The sequence below is a fragment of the Halomonas eurihalina genome, assembly GCF_008274785.1.
GTDB lineage: Bacteria > Pseudomonadota > Gammaproteobacteria > Pseudomonadales > Halomonadaceae > Halomonas > Halomonas eurihalina.
This window is the reverse complement of the sequence record NZ_VTPU01000007.1, coordinates 22356-37877: the sequence shown is the minus strand read 5'-3', so window position 1 is coordinate 37877 and position 15522 is coordinate 22356. Positions and strand designations below refer to the sequence as shown.

The following is a 15522-nucleotide window of genomic DNA, read 5'->3' as shown; positions in this document are numbered from 1 at the left end:
GCGGGGCGTCGGCTGCCCCGATCAGGAAAGTCTACTGCCTGGGCCGGAAGAGATAATCAGGCTAGAGTGAAAGGTATTATTGCGCATGAGTGGAGAATACCTTGTCCCAACTCGATGACCTGGCATTCTTCCAGCATCTGGCCCGAGCCGGCAGCCTGACTGCCACCGCCCGTGAGCTGGGGCTCTCGCTGTCGGCGGTGAGCAAACGGCTCAAGCAGCTCGAGGCGCGTCTGGGGGTGTCCCTGGCCAACCGCACCACCCGTCGATTGACGCTGACCGCCGAGGGCGAGCTCTACCTGAGCCGCGGGGCGACGATCCTCGACGAGCTCGGCGAGCTTGAGGAAACCTTGGGCGATCACCGTGCCGAGTTGTCCGGTCCATTGCGCATCAATGCCACCTTCGGGTTTGGGCGGCAGCATGTGGCGCCGTTGTTCTCGGCTTTTTGCCACCGGCATCCTCGCATCGAGGGCAGTCTCGAGCTGACCAACTTCCCTGCCAGCCTTTTCGATCAGGGCTTCGATATCGGCATCCGGGTCGGCGAGCCGCCGGATTCGCGCCTGGTGGCGCGTCGTATCCTCGCCAACCGGCGTGTGCTGTGCGCCGCTCCGTCCTATGTGGCGACGATGCCGCCGCTGTGCGAGCCGCGTGACCTGTCATCGCATCCTTGCCTGGTGATTCGCGAGAACGGCAACGACTACGCCGTGTGGCGGTTCCAGCATCGTGATGCGCCGGGCGAGGAACGCGCGGTGAAGGTGGCGGGTCCCATGGCCAGCAATGATGGCGAAGTGATTCGCCGGCTGGCGCGCGACGGCCACGGCGTGGCGCTGCGTTCCTGGTGGGACGTGCATGATGACCTGGCCGCCGGGCGCCTGGTCGAGCTGTTGCCGACGTGGTGGGGCGTGCGTGCCGACTTCCATGCCGTGTATCATCAGCGCCGCCATGTGCCCTTGCGGATCCGCGCCTTCATCGCTTATCTCGAACGGGAGATGGCAGGGCGCGTGCCGTCGCGCGTGCCGCCCCGGAGTGTCATGACAGGAGAGTCGCCCCAGTGAATGTGCTGATGTTCACCAATACCTATCAACCGATCGTCGGCGGGGTCAGCGAGTCGGTACAGCGGCTCAAGCGTCAGCTGTGCATGGCCGGCCATCGCGTGCTGGTGGTGGCACCTCGCCTGGAGGGGCAGCCCGAGAACGAGACGGATGTGGTCAGGGTGGCGGCGGTACAGCACTTCAACGGCAGCGACTTTTCCTTGCCGGTACCGATGCCCGGGCAGCTCTACGAGGCCATCGAGGACTTCGAGCCAGACATCGTTCATTCCCATCACCCCTTCCTGCTGGGCGATACCGCCGCGCGCGCCGCTGAGACCTACGGCCTGCCGCTGGTGTTCACCCACCACACCCTCTATGAGCACTATACCCATTATGTGCCCGGGGATTCGCCGCGCATGCAGCGCTTCGCCATTGCTCTGGCCACCCAGTACAGCTGGTTGTGCGACAGTGTCATCGCGCCCAGCGAGAGCATCCGCGACCTGCTGCTCGAGCGTGAGGCCAACTCGGCGATTCGCGTGGTGCCGAGCGGCGTCGACACGGCACGCTTCGCGCTCGGCAATGGCGAGGACTGCCGGCGCCGCATGGGGATTCCCGCCGATGCCTACGTCATCGGTCATCTGGGCCGGTTGGCCCGGGAGAAGAACCTGCCCTTCCTGGCCGAGGCGGTGTCACTGGTACTGCTCGAGCGCCCCGACGCGCACTTCCTGATCGTCGGCGATGGCGATGCCGCCGAGACAATGCGCGAAATCGCCGAGGAGCGGGGAGTGGCGGAGCGTTTCCATTTCACTGGGCGGCTGCAGGGGCAGGGGTTGATCGACGCCTATCACGCCATGAATGTGTTCGCCTTCGCGTCGCACAGCGAGACTCAGGGCATGGTGGTGGCCGAGGCGATGGCCGCCGGATTGCCGGTGGTGGCGGTCGCCGCACCGGGTGTCGTCGAAGTGGTGGTGGATGGCGACAACGGGCGCCTGCTGCCGGAAGACGACGCCGAGGCACTGGCGCGAGCGCTCGCCGAACTGGCCGACGAGCAATATCGTGAACCCTTGCGTCGGCGTGCCCTGGAGACGGCGGCGAACTACGATGAGCGATGCTGTGCCGAACGTTGCCTGGCGGTCTATCGCGAGGTCATTGCCCAGGGTGGGCCCTTCACCCACGCCGATGATGGTGGCTGGGACCGGGTGCGTGGCCGGCTGGGAGCCGAGTGGCAGATGCTGCGCTATCGCGGTCGCTTGCTGCGCCACCTGGTGCAGGAAGAGTGGGAGCAGGAGCGTCCGTCCTGGTGGCCGAAGGGACGCCATGACGAGCCCGGCGTTCCTTCGAAATGAGCCGTTTCAGCGGCGGCGGCGTTTCTCCGCCCAGCGCTTGAGGCCGTACAGCACGCCCACGCCTGCCACCAGTCCCAGCAGGGCGAAAACCACTTCCCGGCTGCTTTCCGCGGTGACCAGCTCGCCGAGCTGGCTGCCCAGCAGGGTGACGCCGACCAGCCCCGGCACGATGCCGAGGGTCGAACCTATCATGTAGTCGCGAAAGCGCAGATGGAAGGCGCCGGCCATCATGTTGGTCAGGGTGAAGGGCGCCAGGGGCAGCAGGTTGACGACCGTCATGGTGCGGATGCCACGGCCCGAGAGGTAACGGGAGAGCCCCTTGAGGTGCTTGCCGCCATGGCGCATCAGGGCATCGCGCCCCAGACGGCGACCGATCCACCAGGTCAGGATGGAAGCGGCCAGGGTGCCGGCCAGGGCATAGGCAAAGCCCCACCAGGGGCCGAACAGCAGGCCGGTCAGGGCGACCAGCAGGCTCAGCGGAAACATCACCAGCGAGGCGCCGGCGTAGATGGCGATCACCACCAGCACGGCCCAACTGGTGTCGCGCCAGGCCACCGAGCCCTGAGCCAGACTCATCAGGCTGTCCACGGTGAGCAGGTCCTGCATGGCCAGCCATTGCCACAGCAGGCCGAGGGACACGAGAGCCAGCAGGATGATGAAGAGAATGCTGAGAGGACGGGACATGGGGCGAGCGATTTCCTGGTGAACGTCTCGCCATAGCATACGGCAGAGCACCCGATGGCCGAAACGGCCATCGGGTCGCGGCGATCAACGTGAGGCGAGGGCCTTCTCGACCGCCGGCCAGGCGGGGTTGCCGTCGCGGGTCGTCACGCCTTCCAGCATGGCCTGGACGCGTTCGGGGTGCTCGCGCAGCCACTGCTGGGCTACGGCCTCGACATCCCGCTCCTTCTGGCCGAACTCACGAATCATCCAGCTCTGTTCCTCGGCCGCGAAGGTGAAGTTGGCGAAGAAGTCGACCAGGTTGGGGTGAGCCTCGGCGTAGTCGCTGCGCGCCACGCTCAGCACCTGGCTGGCGCCGTTGTTCTCGCCGAACAGGTCTTTCGGGTCGTCGAGATAGTGCATGTCCAGTTCGAGGTTCATCCAGTGGGGCGTCCAGCCGACCCAGACGATGGGCTCCTCCCGGGAGATGGCGTCGCGGGCGGCGCTGAGCATGCCGACCACACTGGTGTCCACCAGTTGCCAGTCACCCAGCCCCCAGGTGTCGTTGTCGATGGCCTCGTTGAGGATCTCGCTGGCCGCGGAGCCGGCGCCGAAGCCGAAGATCTTGCCCTCGAAGCTGTCCCGGTTGGCGTCCAGGTCGGCGAAGCTCTGGATGCCTTGCTCGTAGAGATACTCGGGAACGGCCAGGGTCATGCGTGCCCCGTCGACGTTGTTGGCCAGCGGGGTGATGGCGCCGCTCTCCTCGAGCGGAGTGTAGATGTTGTTCTGGGCCGGCAGCCAGCCGCCGAGAAAGACATCCAGATCTCCGCTGTCGAGCCCTTGATAGATGACCTGCATGCCGAGCTCTTCCGAGCGTGTCGCGTAGCCGAGCGGTTCCAGCAGTTGGGCGGCGATCTCGGTCTTGACGGTGATGCCGGGCCAGGCGGGCACGCTGAAGTCCAGGGTGGTGGCGTCGGCCAACGCCGGTGCGGCAAGGCCGAGGGCCAGGGGCAGGCTCAGCAGGGCGGATGTCGATCGAACTCGCATATTGTTGTCTCCTGATGGCCGGGCGGCAGGCCCGCCCGGCAGTGAGTGCAAAGAGGAGGGACGTTTCGCCTTAAGCGGAGCGCGCCAGGACCCGCAGGCGCGACTCGAGCAGGTCGAGGTCGAGATAGGTGCCCTGCAGGTGACGACGCCCACTGTTGGGGTTGAAGGCGTTGCGCCCATGCAGCACGCGGCGGTTGTCGAAGGCGATCATCTGACCGGGCAGCAGGGAGAACTCCAGGCGATGGCGTGGGTCGTGCACCAGGTTCCAGAACTCGCGATAGGCGCGATACCAGGCATCGGCCTGATCCAGGGGCAGGCGCAGCGAGTCGCGGATCCAGTTGTTGAAGCGCACCTCAAGCAATTGGCCATCATGATCCAGCGTCAGGATGGGCGCGCGCCAGACGATGTCGTGCTCCTCGTCCTGGAAGCGGAAGTCGATGGGCGTCTCGCTGAGCAGCCGGAAGGCCTCCGGGGAACGCTCGCGCAGCGCCTCGGCGGCGGCAAAACCGTCGGTGAAGGTCGATTCGCCGCCCTCGGCGTCGTTTTCCAGGCAGTACAACAACTGGATGTCCGGCGGCTGGCGCCAGTTGGGCAGATCGGTGTGCAGCGGCAGGCCGATCGCCGTGTAGGCGGCGTTGTTGGGGTTGGGCTTGGAGCGTACATCGAAGCGTGCACCGAAGTTGGTGGCGCGCAAGGGACCGATGCGCTCGGCCAGTCGACTGACCTCTTCATCGGCCAGGGGACCGTCCTCGAGCAGCACCAGGCCGTCGCGCAACAGGGCCGTGAGCCATGCGCGTTCCCCGGCGGCACCGCCCACGAAATCGGCGTGAGCGACACGCGCCGGCTGGAACCCCTCGGCCCAGGGACGACGCGCAGGGACCGGATCGACGCTCTCCTGGCCGGGACGACGCTGCCGGAGCCAGCCGGCGTCGAAACGGCTGATGTGGCCATCAGCCCAGGCCAGTTCGAGGTTGCCGTCCTCGAGGCGTGCTTCGGGAGCCGAGTCGGGAAGCTCGAGGGGGATGTACAGGCGCTCGCGGGTCGCGGTGTGGCGGCATTCCGTGCAGGGGCAGTGATCGCGCAGCCAGCTCAACGGGAAGTGGGCCTGTTGACGGTCTTCCCAGGTCAGCGTTACTCGGGCTCCGCTGGTCAGGGCGTCGACGAGGCTGTGGCCGCCGCTATGATCGGTCAGCTCGCTCATCGGCCAGATGACGCGGGTTTGCCGGGCCTCGAACGGAGTGGCTGTCGTCATGGTTGCCTCCTGTGATTCGTGTGGTGCACAGGGTGGCGATTGCCCAGGGCACTGACAAACGATTAATCTGGCCCCTATGGCCAAGCTCAGCTTATGTGTAACTTTTTCATGGCAGAATGAATTTTTCATGGCAGGAGATACTCGATGACGGGATTACCTCCCCTGGGGTGGCTGCAGGCCTTCGAGGCTGCGGCGCGCACGCTCAGCTTCACCGCCGCCGGTCACGAGCTGGGCGTGACTCAGGCGGCGATCAGTCAGCGCATTCGCCTGCTCGAGGATCGTCTCGGCCAGAAGCTGTTCGTGCGTCATCCCCGCAGCCTGAGCCTGACGCCGGCAGGCCAGGCCTGGCTGCCCTCCATTCAGGATGCCTTCATGCGACTCGGCGAGGGCACCAGCGAGGTGTTCGGCGGTGTGGTCGGTGATGCCCAGGTGACGCTGCGTACCACGCCCGTGATCCAGCAGAATTGGCTGGCGCCGCGCCTGCCGGCCTTCCAGCGTGCGCATCCCGAGATTGCCGTGCGCCTGGTCAGTGCCATCTGGCCCGACGATTTTGGTCCCGAGGGGGCGGATATCGAGATCCGCTACGGGCGAGGCGACTGGCAGGGCGTCGACGCGGTGTCGCTGGGCGAGGAGTCGATGCTGCCGGCCTGTTCTCCGACGTTAGCCCGGGAAATCGCCGAGCCCTCGGATCTGGCGGGACACACCTTGTTGCATGCGGTCGGCTTTGCCGTGGGCTGGCCGACCTGGCTGGAACAGGCCGGACAACCGGGCCTGGAAGCGCGGTGTCCGTCATTGACCTGCGACAGCCAGGTCATGACCCTGGCGCTGGCCGGACAGGGCGGCGGGGTGGCCCTGACGCACCGCCGCTTGCTCGAGAAACGCGATGATCTGGTGGCGCCGCTGAGCCTGGCAGTGCCCAGCGACGAAGGCTTCTGGCTGGTAAGACCGGCACGACGGCGGCCTCGCGCCGAGGCAGCCAGACTGTGGGAGTGGCTGGTGGGGCGCGTGTCGTCTTGAGTCGAGGGTAGGCGGGTGTCAATATACTCGAGTGGCATGAGGCCACATGCCTGCGGGATGCGATCATGATCGGGCTTGGGACATTACGACAGCGAATGCGAGGGAGCCGTCTACTGGCGCTGCTCCTTGTGCTGGTCGTGCTGAGCCCTAGCCTGGCGACGCCTGCCATGGCGGCATGTGCCTCGGACTGCATCATGGCCCAGGTGGCCCCGAGCGATGTCGATGGCGAGCCGGGCTGCGTTGCCTGTTCCCCCGTGCCGACCCACGCCGTATTGCCGGACACGAGAGCCGAGCCGCTGGCCAGCGGCCCTGCGCCGGCAATGATCAATCATATCCCCCAGCCTCCTCGTCGCCCTCCCAGAGCCTGACCGAACGATCGACCATTGCTTGGTGGCGCATCTGCCGCCGATATGTTCAACGTACGTTCGTCGAGGGCCATGCCATGACGACCAACGAATGTTTTTACGCCCCGTTCCCAGTCCGACCGAGGAGTTCGCCCATGAGCCGCCGAATCGCTTCCCTGATGCTGTCCAGCGCACTGTTGGCAGGCCCTTCCTTGGCTCATGCGGCCTTGCCCGACACGGCGACGCTCTACAAGAACCCGCAGTGTGGCTGCTGCGATGGCTATGCTCGACATCTCGAGGAAATGGGCGTCGACGTGACGATCGTCGACGATGCCGCGATGAGCGAGATCAAGTCGTCCGCCGGCGTGCCATATGGTCTCGGGGCCTGCCACACCATCGAGATGGGCAACTACTGGATCGAAGGACATGTGCCCATGGAGGCTCTGGAGGCGTTGTATGAGCAGCGCCCCGATGCCGATGGCATCGGACTCGCCGGCATGCCGATCGGCACACCTGGCATGCCCGGCCCGAAGCAGGACGACTGGGATGTCTATCGGTTCACCGATGGCGAATCTTCGCCCTTCATGACCTTATAGGCGATTCTCAGGAGATTCGGACACTGCCCTGGCCCCGGTCGGGGCAGTGTTTTTCGTCTTGCCTGCGGTTCGTTTAATGTATGTATTCGGAGGCGGGATCCTGTCGGAAGTAGCGTGACAGCAGGTCGTAAAGGGCCGGATAGGCCTTGTGCAGTATTCGGGGCGCGGTGAAGAAGTATTCGCAGGAGACCGCGAAGCATTCACCGGGATGACTGGCGGCATAGTCATCGATGGGCGTGGCCTCGCCGCGTGCGAGCCGTGCCTGAAGATCGTCCCAGACGGCGGTGAAGGTGCGGTGCCATTCCTGCGGGGCCATATCGCCCGAGAGCGGCGGATAACCGTCGGCATCCAGGGAATTGCCCATGTCCAGCTTGTGGGACAGTTCGTGGATCAGCACATTGAAGCCGTCCAGCCCACCACTGGCCATCAGGTCCGGATAGGCGACCACCACCGGCCCCTGGTGCGAAGTCTCGCCGGCACGCTCGTCGTCGTACTCATGCATCACGCCGAATTCATCCATCTCTTCGACCCGACGGTGAAAGGCTTTGGGCAGGATCAGGATCTCATGCACGCCAGCCAGGGCATCGTGATGATCGCGTTCGCTCCAGCCAAGAGTCAGCAGGCAGGCCTGGGCAGCCAGGGCCAGGCGCGCGGGGGCGTCGAACTCGACATGCTGGGCCACCAGATCGGGATGCAGGCTCAGGCGCTTCTCGTGCAGGAAGCGCCAGGCCCGATGGCCGAGCCGATCGGCCTCGGCGTCGGGCAGGGCGGCGAGCAGGGGCAGTCTCGTCCGGGTCTCTCGCCAGTCGTGCTCGGGAAAGGGGTGGCGTGCCTCGAAGCGCGCGGCACGCCAGTGTCGCAGACGTTGCAGCACGGTGTCAGCCTTCCTCCATGCCACGGCCACCGGATTTCCAGGACCAGTCGCGCCAGCGCAGGTCGAACAAGTCCTGACGGCGGTCCTTGAGATTGGTCACCGAGCCCTCGTTGCGCACCACCTTGAGGCGGTTCAGGTCGAGATCGGAAAACATGATCATCTCGGTGTTGGGAGTTGTCTCGGCGAGCACCGCATCGTGGGGAAACGAAAAGTCCGAGGGCGAGAACACCGAGGACTGGGCGTACTGGACGTCGAGGTTCTCGATGGACGGCACGTTGCCGACGCTGCCGCACAGCACCACGTAGCACTCGTTTTCGATGGCCCGGGCCTGGGCGCAGTGGCGCACCCGCAGGTAGCCGTTTTTGGTGTCGGTCCAGAACGGCACGAAGAGGATGTCCATGTCCTGGTCGGCCAGCAGCCGCGAGAGTTCGGGAAATTCCACGTCGTAGCAGATCTGGATGCCGACCCGACCGGCGTCGGTCTCGAAGACTTGCAGCTCTTCGCCGCCTTCGATCACCCAGTCGCGGCGCTCCTGGGGCGTGATGTGCAGCTTGGCCTGACGCTCGACAGTGCCGTCGCGATGGCAGAGATAGGCGACGTTGTAGAGGTGGTCGTCCTCGGCGATTTCGATCATCGAGCCGGCCACGATGTTGATGTTGTAGGAGACCGCCATGCGCGACAGTTCGGTCTTGAAGCGTTCGGTGAAGCCGGCCAGGAAGCGGATGGCGGCCAGCTGGTCCTGTTGGGCGGCGCGATCCTGCAGGCCCATCAGCGGCGCGTTGAACAGCTCCGGGAAGACGGCGAAGTCGCTCTGGTAGTCGGCCAGGGCGTCGACGAAATATTCCACCTGCTGCAGCACCGCCTCCACCGAGGCGAATTCGCGCATCTGCCACTGTACCGCGCCGACGCGAACCTGGGTGCGGCGTGTCTCCAGCACCCGCTCCGCCGGCTCGAAGAGGATGTTGTTCCACTCCAGCAGGGTGGCGTAGCCCTGGGATTTCTCATCCTCGGGCAGGTACTTGCGCAGCAGCCGCTTGACCTGGAAGTCGTTGGCCAACTGGAACGACAGGATGGGATCGTGGATTTCCTTGCGGGCCACCTTGTCGATGTACTCGGTGGGCGACAGCTCATCGGCGTACTGGTGATACTGGGGAATACGCCCGCCGGCGAGGATCGCCCGCAGGTTCATCGAGCGGCACAGCTCCTTGCGCGCCTCGTAGAGGCGTCGGCCCAGCCGATAGCCGCGATAGGCCGGGTGGATCAGCACATCGAGGCCGTACATGGCGTCGCCTTCGGCGTCGTTGAGGATGATCTCGCGCTGGCCGATCAAGTCGTCGTACTGGTGAGGGTTGGAGAAGTCGTCATAGTCCACTCGCACCGTCAGGGCTACGCCGACCAAGCGACCATCGTCCTCGATGCCGATCTGGCCGTCCGGAAACTCCTCGATCAGCCGCTCCATGGTGTGTTCCGGCCAGGCACCGCCGAGATCGTCGTAGACGGCGTCCATCAGCGTCTTGAGCTGGGGGTAGTCATCCGGCGTCAGGTTGCGCAGGTTGAGGTGGAGATCATCGAGAGACATGGCGCGTCCTTTCTCCTGTCGAGGCGGCGAAAGGGCAGTCTAGCATGCCTGGCGGCCCGCCCCGCCAGCGTCATGGCCGGCGCATCGGCGTGTCGTTCGGTGTCGGGGCGGTGCGGCGCAAGGGCAACGTCAAGGTCTGCGCCATGATGACACCGGCGAGTACCAGGGCACCGCCGAAGACATGGAACAGGGCGAGTCGTTCACCGAGGGTGGCCATGGCGATGAGGGCGCTGAACAGCGGCATCAGATTGATGAAGATGCTGGCGCGGTTGGCGCCGATGCGGCGGATGGCTAGCATCCACAGGTAGGTCGTGATGATGGAGGCCGGAATGCCGGCGTAGGCAATGAGGCCGATATTACTTGAGGTGACCGGCGTCATGGGGCCGAGCAGATAAGGCGGCAACAGGATCAGCACGGCGCAGACCACTTGGCCGTAGAGCAGGACCCAGGGCGGCAGATCGAGCGGCCAGCGCTTGAGCATCACCCCGTAGAGGGCATAGCAGGTCGCCGCGACCAGCATCAGGGCATCGCCGCGGGCGATCTCGAGCTCGAGCAGCGACAGTGGATTGCCGTGTCCCAGTAGCAGGGCGACGCCGCAGAAGGCGAACAGCCCGCCGAGGATACCGCCGACGCTCGGCGGCTCCCGCAGGATCAGCGCGCTGAGCAGCACGGTGAGCAGTGGCACCATGGCGGCGAGAATGCCCATGTTGGTGGCCGAGGTGGTTTCGGCGGCGACATAGGCGAGCCCTTGCCAGAGTCCCATACCCAGCAGGCCGAGCACGGCCAGCTTGGGCCACTCGCGACGCAGGGTGTCGCGATACCGCCAGGCGGCGGGTGCGACGAAGGGCGTGAGTACCGCAAGTGCCAGCAACCAGCGGAGAAAGGCGATGCTGCTCGGCGCGATGGCGCCGACGGTGAGCTGGTTGATGGTCATGTTGCCTGACCAGATCAGTACGGCGCCGAGCGGCGGCAGGAAGAGAAGTAACGGCATGACGACCCTGATGCGACGAAACGGGGCCCCGTTCGCCGGGGCCCGGAAATGGTGTTTCGATGATACGGGGGAATCGATGAGAGTGCTAAGGGACGTGAGTGGTGGCGTCAGGCAGCCTTGCGGCGCAGTTGGCGCAACTCGCCGTTGAGTGCCTTGATGATCGAGTAGCACATCAAAATCATCACCACCGAGAAGGGGGTCGCGGTGGCCGTGACCCCGGCCTGGAGCGCCGAGAGGCCGCCGCCGATCAACAGCACGATGGCGATCAGGCCCTCCACCGTGGCCCAGAACATGCGCTGGGGACGCGGCGCATCGATCTTGCCGCCAGCGGTGATGGTGTCGATCACCAACGAGCCGGAGTCTGACGAGGTGACGAAGAAGATCAGCGCCAGGATGATGCCCAGGGTCGACATCAGGCCCGACAGCGGCAACTCGTTGAGCATGCCGAACAGCGAAAGCTCGGGGCTGTAGTTGTCGATCACGTATTCCTTGACCAGACTGCCGGCCGGGTTGGCGTAGAGCTGCTCCAGGGCCGTGGCGCCGAACACGCCCATCCATATGAAGATGAATAGGCTCGGAATCAGCAGTACGCAGATCACGAACTCGCGCACCGTGCGGCCCCGCGAGACGCGGGCGATGAACATGCCGACGAAGGGTGCCCAACTGATCCACCAGGCCCAGTAGAAGATGGTCCAGGACTGGCGATAGGCGTCGTCCTCGCGGCCGAAGGGCGCCGACAGCGGCAGGAACTCTGTCACGTAGGTCTCAAGGCCGGTCCAGAAGCCGCTCAGTGCCGCCAGGGTTGGGCCGGCGAACAGCACGAAGAAGAAGAACAGCACAGCCATGGCCATGTTGATCTCGGAGAGCTTCTTCACGCCGCCCTCGAGCCCGCGCCATACCGAGACCAGCGCTACCGCCGTGACCAGCACGATGACGATGACCTGGGTGGTGGTGTTGACGTCCAGTCCGAAGACGAAGTTCATCCCGGCGTTGGCCTGCTGGGCGCCAAGGCCGAGCGAGGTGGCCAGGCCGAACAGGGTGGAGAACACCGCCAGGATGTCGATGGCGTGACCCCACCAGCCCCAGACGCGCTCGCCGAGGATCGGGAAGAACGCCGAGCGAATGGAGAAGGGCAGGCCCTTGTTGTAGGTGAAGATGGACAGCGCCAGCGCCATCACCACGTAGACAGCCCAGCCGTGGATGCCCCAGTGCAGGTAGGTGCCGGCCAGCCCCATGGCGGTGGCGTCGGCGATCGCGTTCGGGTTCAGCGCCCCATCGGCACCAAAGGGAGAGGCGATGCCCAGCGGCAGGGAGACGTTGGCATGGTAGACCGGCTCCAGCACGCCGAAGAACAAAAGCCCAATACCGATGCCGGCCGCGAACAGCATCGCGAACCAGGACAGGTAGCCGTACTCCGGCGTGGCGTCGGGGCCGCCCAGTCGGACCTTGCCGTAGGGCAGCACGACCAGCGCCAGGCAGAACAGAATGAAGCCGTCCACCACGATCATGAAGTAGCTGTCCAGGGTGCCGGTGGAGAAGCTGACGATGGACTGGAAGATGCTGCCAGCCCGTTCCGGAAACAGCAGGGTGAGGACGATGAAGATCACCGAGGCCAACGCCGAGACGACGAAAACCCGGTTGTGGATATCGAAGCCGAAGGGCCCCAGTCGCCCCTGGATATTGTCCTGGCCAACGACGTAATCCGTCTGCATGTCGCTTGTCGTGGAAGAAGGCGTTGGCTCGCTTGGGAGGCTCATGGAAGACTCCTCCTCTGGCCAGCGGTGGAGTCACATGCGGGTTGCCCGGCAAGCGGTCCTGGGACGTCGGTCGGATTGGTGCGACCTGTTGTTGCAGGGTGTTGTGTCATGCTGAATGCCTCTCATCTTGTTATCACGGTATCGATGGCATTGTCGTCGAACAGGGCTGGCCCGGCAGCCGGCGAAACCTTCATGCCGGAACGGTGTCGAGGGGCGGAAAGCGTGAGCGTGCCTCGAGATCGTCCAGATCGATGGTGTTGCGCATGTTCTGTGTACTGGCATCGAATTGCGGCTGATGATCCCGGGTCGTCACCTTGCCTTTCATGAGCGCTCGGGCGATCAGCTTGCGTCGACGCTGGCTATCGATCACCAGGTCGTAGCGTACATCGCTATTCGAGTGCCGGGCCACTTCCTCACGGAATTTCTGGCGTAGATCCTGATATTCAGCTAATTCGGCCAGATTGGAAAGCTCCAGGGGATCGGCCTTGAGATCGAACAACGGGTCCGGGGCCGGCGTCGAGGTGACGAACTTGTGAGGGCTTCTCCCTCATGGAGAAGACTATCGAGCAGTGGCAGCAGCGACACCGCAACCCCCGATTGAATATCCTGACCGACTTTTCCCTGGCCTCGCTGATGCCTCGCTTGCCGGCATTTCGGCGCGATCATCCGCATATCGACGTGCGCATCATGACCAACCAAGGGGAAGTGAACTGGCGCGGGCAAGAGGTGGATGTGGCGGTCGCGTTCTGCGACGCCCGAACGCTGGAAGACAAGCCTTGCCTGTTTCGTGAAGATGTCTTCCCGGTCTGCAGTCCGAGGTTTCTCGAGGCGCATGGCACCATCGCGGATCGGCCCGGCTCGCCGAGTTGCCCTTGTTGACGCTGACACTACACGTTGTTGATGCAGGGGGCCTTTCTCGACTGGGTGATAGCGCATCGGTGACGTCAGCAGGGCGGGTTGCTGATTCAGCGTAGCTGGCTGTCCTTGCTGCCGCGTCGGTTGAAGGCACCGGCGGAGCTGTCCTTTTTGTCGCGTTCGGCCTGGCAGTCGAGGCACAGGCGTACGCCAGGGACCGCTGCTCGGCGCGCCTCGGGGATTGGTTCGTCGCATTCCTCGCAGTGGCTGAGGCTTGCGCCGCTCGGCAAGCGGCTGCGCGAACGCTGCACGGCGTCTTCGACCGTGCTTTCGATCTGCTCCTGCACGCCACCGTCTTTCGCCCAGCCGCCTGCCATGTCAGGCCTCCTGAAGATATGTTCGCTGTTTACGTCTCAGCTTAGCGATTCACACGAGGGCTGACCAGACGGTCATAGCACCGCCGCGATGCCGGCTTTTGCCACCTGGGCATCCTGGTCGGCCTTGACGCCGGAGACGCCGACGGCGCCGATCACCCGGCCGTCGACGACCACCGGAACGCCGCCTTCGAGCAGCCCTTCCAGCGGTGCGGAAAGAAAGGCGGTGCGTCCCTCGTTGATCATGTTCTCGAAGAACTGGGTTTCCTTGTAGCTGAGTGCGGCGGTACGCGCCTTGCGGGCGCTGATCATGGCGGTCATCGGCGAGGCGCCGTCGAGCCGGCGCAGGCCGAGCAGTTCGCCGCTGTCGTCGGCCACGGCGACGGTGATGGTCCACTGGTTGGCTTCGGCCTCGTGCTGGGCGGCGTCGAGAATGGTGTTGACCTCGGCGAGGCCGAGAATGGCTTTGGTCTTCATGAATGACTCCTTGTGGTTGTAGTGGCTTCGAGCTTCGAGCTACGGGCTTCGAACTACGGGCTGCTCGTGGCCCGCAGCTCGAAGCTCGTCGCTGGGGTTAATGCGTCGTCGACGAGCTCGATCCAGTGCCGTACCGGCGTGCGATCGGCACCGGCGAGGTGGCTCTGGCAACCGATGTTGGCCGTCGCGATGACGTCCGGTCGACCTTCTTCCAGGGCGTCGAGCTTGTTGTCGCGCAGTTGGGTGGCAAGCGTGGGTTGCGTGATGGAGTAGGTGCCCGCCGAGCCACAGCAGAGGTGGGCGTCGCGTACCGGCGTCAGTTGAAAACCGAGTCGGGTGAGCAGGCTCTCGACATGGCCGCTGAGCTGCTGGGCATGCTGGAGGGTGCAGGGGCAGTGAAAGGCGAGACGCCCGCCGTTCGCGAGTGACAGGCCGTCGAGTGGTTCGTCTTCGAGGATTTCCACCAGGTCCCTGGCCAGGGCGCTGACACGGGCGGCCTTGTCGGCGTAGGCCGGATCATGGGCGAGGATCTCGCCATATTCCTTGACGAAGGCGCCACAGCCGCTGGCGGTCTGGACGATGGCCTCGCAGCCGGCCTCGATATGCGGCCACCAGGCGTCGATATTGGCCCGCGCTCGGTCGCGCCCAGCCTCCTGGGCGTCGAGATGGAAGTCGACGGCGCCGCAGCAGCTGGCCTCGGGGGCCGGTGTCAGCCCGATGCCGAGCCGGTCAAGCACGCGCGCGGTGGCGGCATTGGTGTTGGGCGACAGACTGGGCTGGACGCACCCTTCGAGGATCAGCATCTGGCGCTCGTGGTGTCGCCCTTCGGGGCGGACGCCGGCGTCCACCGGTGTGGCGGGCAGCTTGTGCTTGAGCGTACTGGGTACCACGGGCTTGAAGGTCAGGCCGAGCTTGAGCAGGGCCCGGAAGCGCCGGGGATCGACCAGCGCCTTGCGCAGACCGAAACGCAGGGCACGCTCGCCGGCCTTGCGTGGCACGCGGCGCTCGATCTCGGCGCGGCCAATGTCGAGCAGCTTGTGATATTCCACGCCGGAGGGGCAGGTGGTCTCGCAGTTGCGGCAACTGAGGCAGCGGTCCAGGTGCAGCCGCGTCTCCTCGGTGGCCTGATTGTCGTCGTCGCGGCTCTCCAGCAGCGTCTTCATCAGGTAGATGCGGCCGCGCGGGCCGTCGCGTTCGTCGCCCAGCAACTGATAGGTGGGGCAAGTAGCGTTGCAGAAGCCGCAGTGCACGCAGGTGCGCAGGACCCGCTCCGCCTCGCGGAGATGCGGCTGTTCCAGATCTTGCTCGGTGAAATGGGTCTGCAT

Annotated in this window: 16 protein-coding genes; 5 read left to right on the top strand and 11 right to left on the bottom strand. The window is 65.1% G+C overall.

The annotated features are described in order from the left end of the window. The first annotated feature begins 101 nt into the window (after positions 1–101). Both FZZ93_RS08490 and FZZ93_RS08485 read left to right on the top strand, forming a co-directional pair. Positions 102–1052, top strand: coding sequence for a LysR family transcriptional regulator (locus tag FZZ93_RS08490; RefSeq protein ID WP_149321895.1), 951 nt, complete (start codon positions 102–104; stop codon positions 1050–1052). Then, positions 1049–2374, top strand: a complete 1326-nt coding sequence (locus FZZ93_RS08485) for a glycosyltransferase (RefSeq protein WP_149321894.1) — start codon at positions 1049–1051, stop codon at positions 2372–2374. The genes FZZ93_RS08490 and FZZ93_RS08485 overlap by 4 nt, the downstream gene beginning before the upstream one ends. A gap of 6 nt (positions 2375–2380) precedes the next feature. On the opposite strand, the gene FZZ93_RS08480 is transcribed toward FZZ93_RS08485, so the two are convergent. The 3 genes from FZZ93_RS08480 to FZZ93_RS08470 form a co-directional block, all read right to left on the bottom strand. Further along, positions 2381–3058, bottom strand: coding sequence for a TVP38/TMEM64 family protein (locus tag FZZ93_RS08480; RefSeq protein ID WP_187774494.1), 678 nt, complete (start codon positions 3056–3058; stop codon positions 2381–2383). Between the two features lie 84 nt (positions 3059–3142). Continuing rightward, positions 3143–4081 (bottom strand): ABC transporter substrate-binding protein, encoded by a 939-nt coding sequence (locus tag FZZ93_RS08475; protein WP_149321892.1) that lies wholly within the window; start codon positions 4079–4081, stop codon positions 3143–3145. Positions 4082–4151: 70 nt separating this feature from the next. Beyond that, the gene (locus FZZ93_RS08470; protein WP_149321891.1) at positions 4152–5333 is read right to left on the bottom strand and encodes a TauD/TfdA family dioxygenase; all 1182 of its coding nucleotides are present in this window, start codon (positions 5331–5333) and stop codon (positions 4152–4154) included. A 144-nt stretch (positions 5334–5477) separates the two neighbouring features. Between FZZ93_RS08470 and FZZ93_RS08465 the strand changes: the two genes are divergently transcribed. Together FZZ93_RS08465 and FZZ93_RS08460 are read left to right on the top strand one after the other, a co-directional pair. Further along, positions 5478–6350, top strand: a complete 873-nt coding sequence (locus FZZ93_RS08465; protein WP_149321890.1) for a LysR substrate-binding domain-containing protein — start codon at positions 5478–5480, stop codon at positions 6348–6350. Positions 6351–6849: 499 nt separating this feature from the next. Further along, positions 6850–7290 carry a DUF411 domain-containing protein gene (locus FZZ93_RS08460; RefSeq protein WP_149321889.1) on the top strand — a complete coding sequence of 147 codons (441 nt, stop codon included), beginning with the start codon at positions 6850–6852 and terminating at the stop codon, positions 7288–7290. Between the two features lie 73 nt (positions 7291–7363). On the opposite strand, the gene FZZ93_RS08455 is transcribed toward FZZ93_RS08460, so the two are convergent. From FZZ93_RS08455 to FZZ93_RS08435, 5 genes are all read right to left on the bottom strand, one after another. After that, the gene (locus FZZ93_RS08455; RefSeq protein WP_149321888.1) at positions 7364–8164 is read right to left on the bottom strand and encodes a M90 family metallopeptidase; all 801 of its coding nucleotides are present in this window, start codon (positions 8162–8164) and stop codon (positions 7364–7366) included. A gap of 4 nt (positions 8165–8168) precedes the next feature. Continuing rightward, positions 8169–9743 carry a bifunctional GNAT family N-acetyltransferase/carbon-nitrogen hydrolase family protein gene (locus FZZ93_RS08450; RefSeq protein WP_149321887.1) on the bottom strand — a complete coding sequence of 525 codons (1575 nt, stop codon included), beginning with the start codon at positions 9741–9743 and terminating at the stop codon, positions 8169–8171. 70 nt (positions 9744–9813) lie between these two features. Then, complete coding sequence (locus tag FZZ93_RS08445) at positions 9814–10734, bottom strand: DMT family transporter (RefSeq protein WP_149321886.1); 921 nt, start codon at positions 10732–10734, stop codon at positions 9814–9816. A 107-nt stretch (positions 10735–10841) separates the two neighbouring features. Beyond that, a complete protein-coding gene (locus FZZ93_RS08440; protein ID WP_149321885.1) occupies positions 10842–12491 on the bottom strand; it encodes a BCCT family transporter in 1650 nt (549 codons plus the stop codon). Positions 12492–12681: 190 nt separating this feature from the next. Next, entirely contained in the window at positions 12682–12990 is a 309-nt protein-coding gene (locus FZZ93_RS08435; protein WP_149321884.1) for a hypothetical protein, read from the bottom strand. Positions 12991–13040: 50 nt separating this feature from the next. On the opposite strand from FZZ93_RS08435, the gene FZZ93_RS08430 reads away from it, so the two are divergent. Continuing rightward, on the top strand, positions 13041–13370 hold the full coding sequence (locus FZZ93_RS08430; protein WP_149321883.1) for a LysR substrate-binding domain-containing protein: 330 nt from the start codon (positions 13041–13043) through the stop codon (positions 13368–13370). Between the two features lie 86 nt (positions 13371–13456). Here FZZ93_RS08430 and FZZ93_RS08425 read toward each other — a convergent pair whose 3' ends face one another. From FZZ93_RS08425 to glcF, 3 genes are all read right to left on the bottom strand, one after another. Continuing rightward, positions 13457–13723, bottom strand: a complete 267-nt coding sequence (locus tag FZZ93_RS08425; protein ID WP_149321882.1) for a DksA/TraR family C4-type zinc finger protein — start codon at positions 13721–13723, stop codon at positions 13457–13459. Between the two features lie 72 nt (positions 13724–13795). Continuing rightward, complete coding sequence (locus FZZ93_RS08420; RefSeq protein ID WP_149321881.1) at positions 13796–14197, bottom strand: heme-binding protein; 402 nt, start codon at positions 14195–14197, stop codon at positions 13796–13798. A gap of 53 nt (positions 14198–14250) precedes the next feature. Beyond that, positions 14251–15522 (bottom strand): glycolate oxidase subunit GlcF, encoded by a 1272-nt coding sequence (gene glcF / locus FZZ93_RS08415; protein ID WP_149321880.1) that lies wholly within the window; start codon positions 15520–15522, stop codon positions 14251–14253.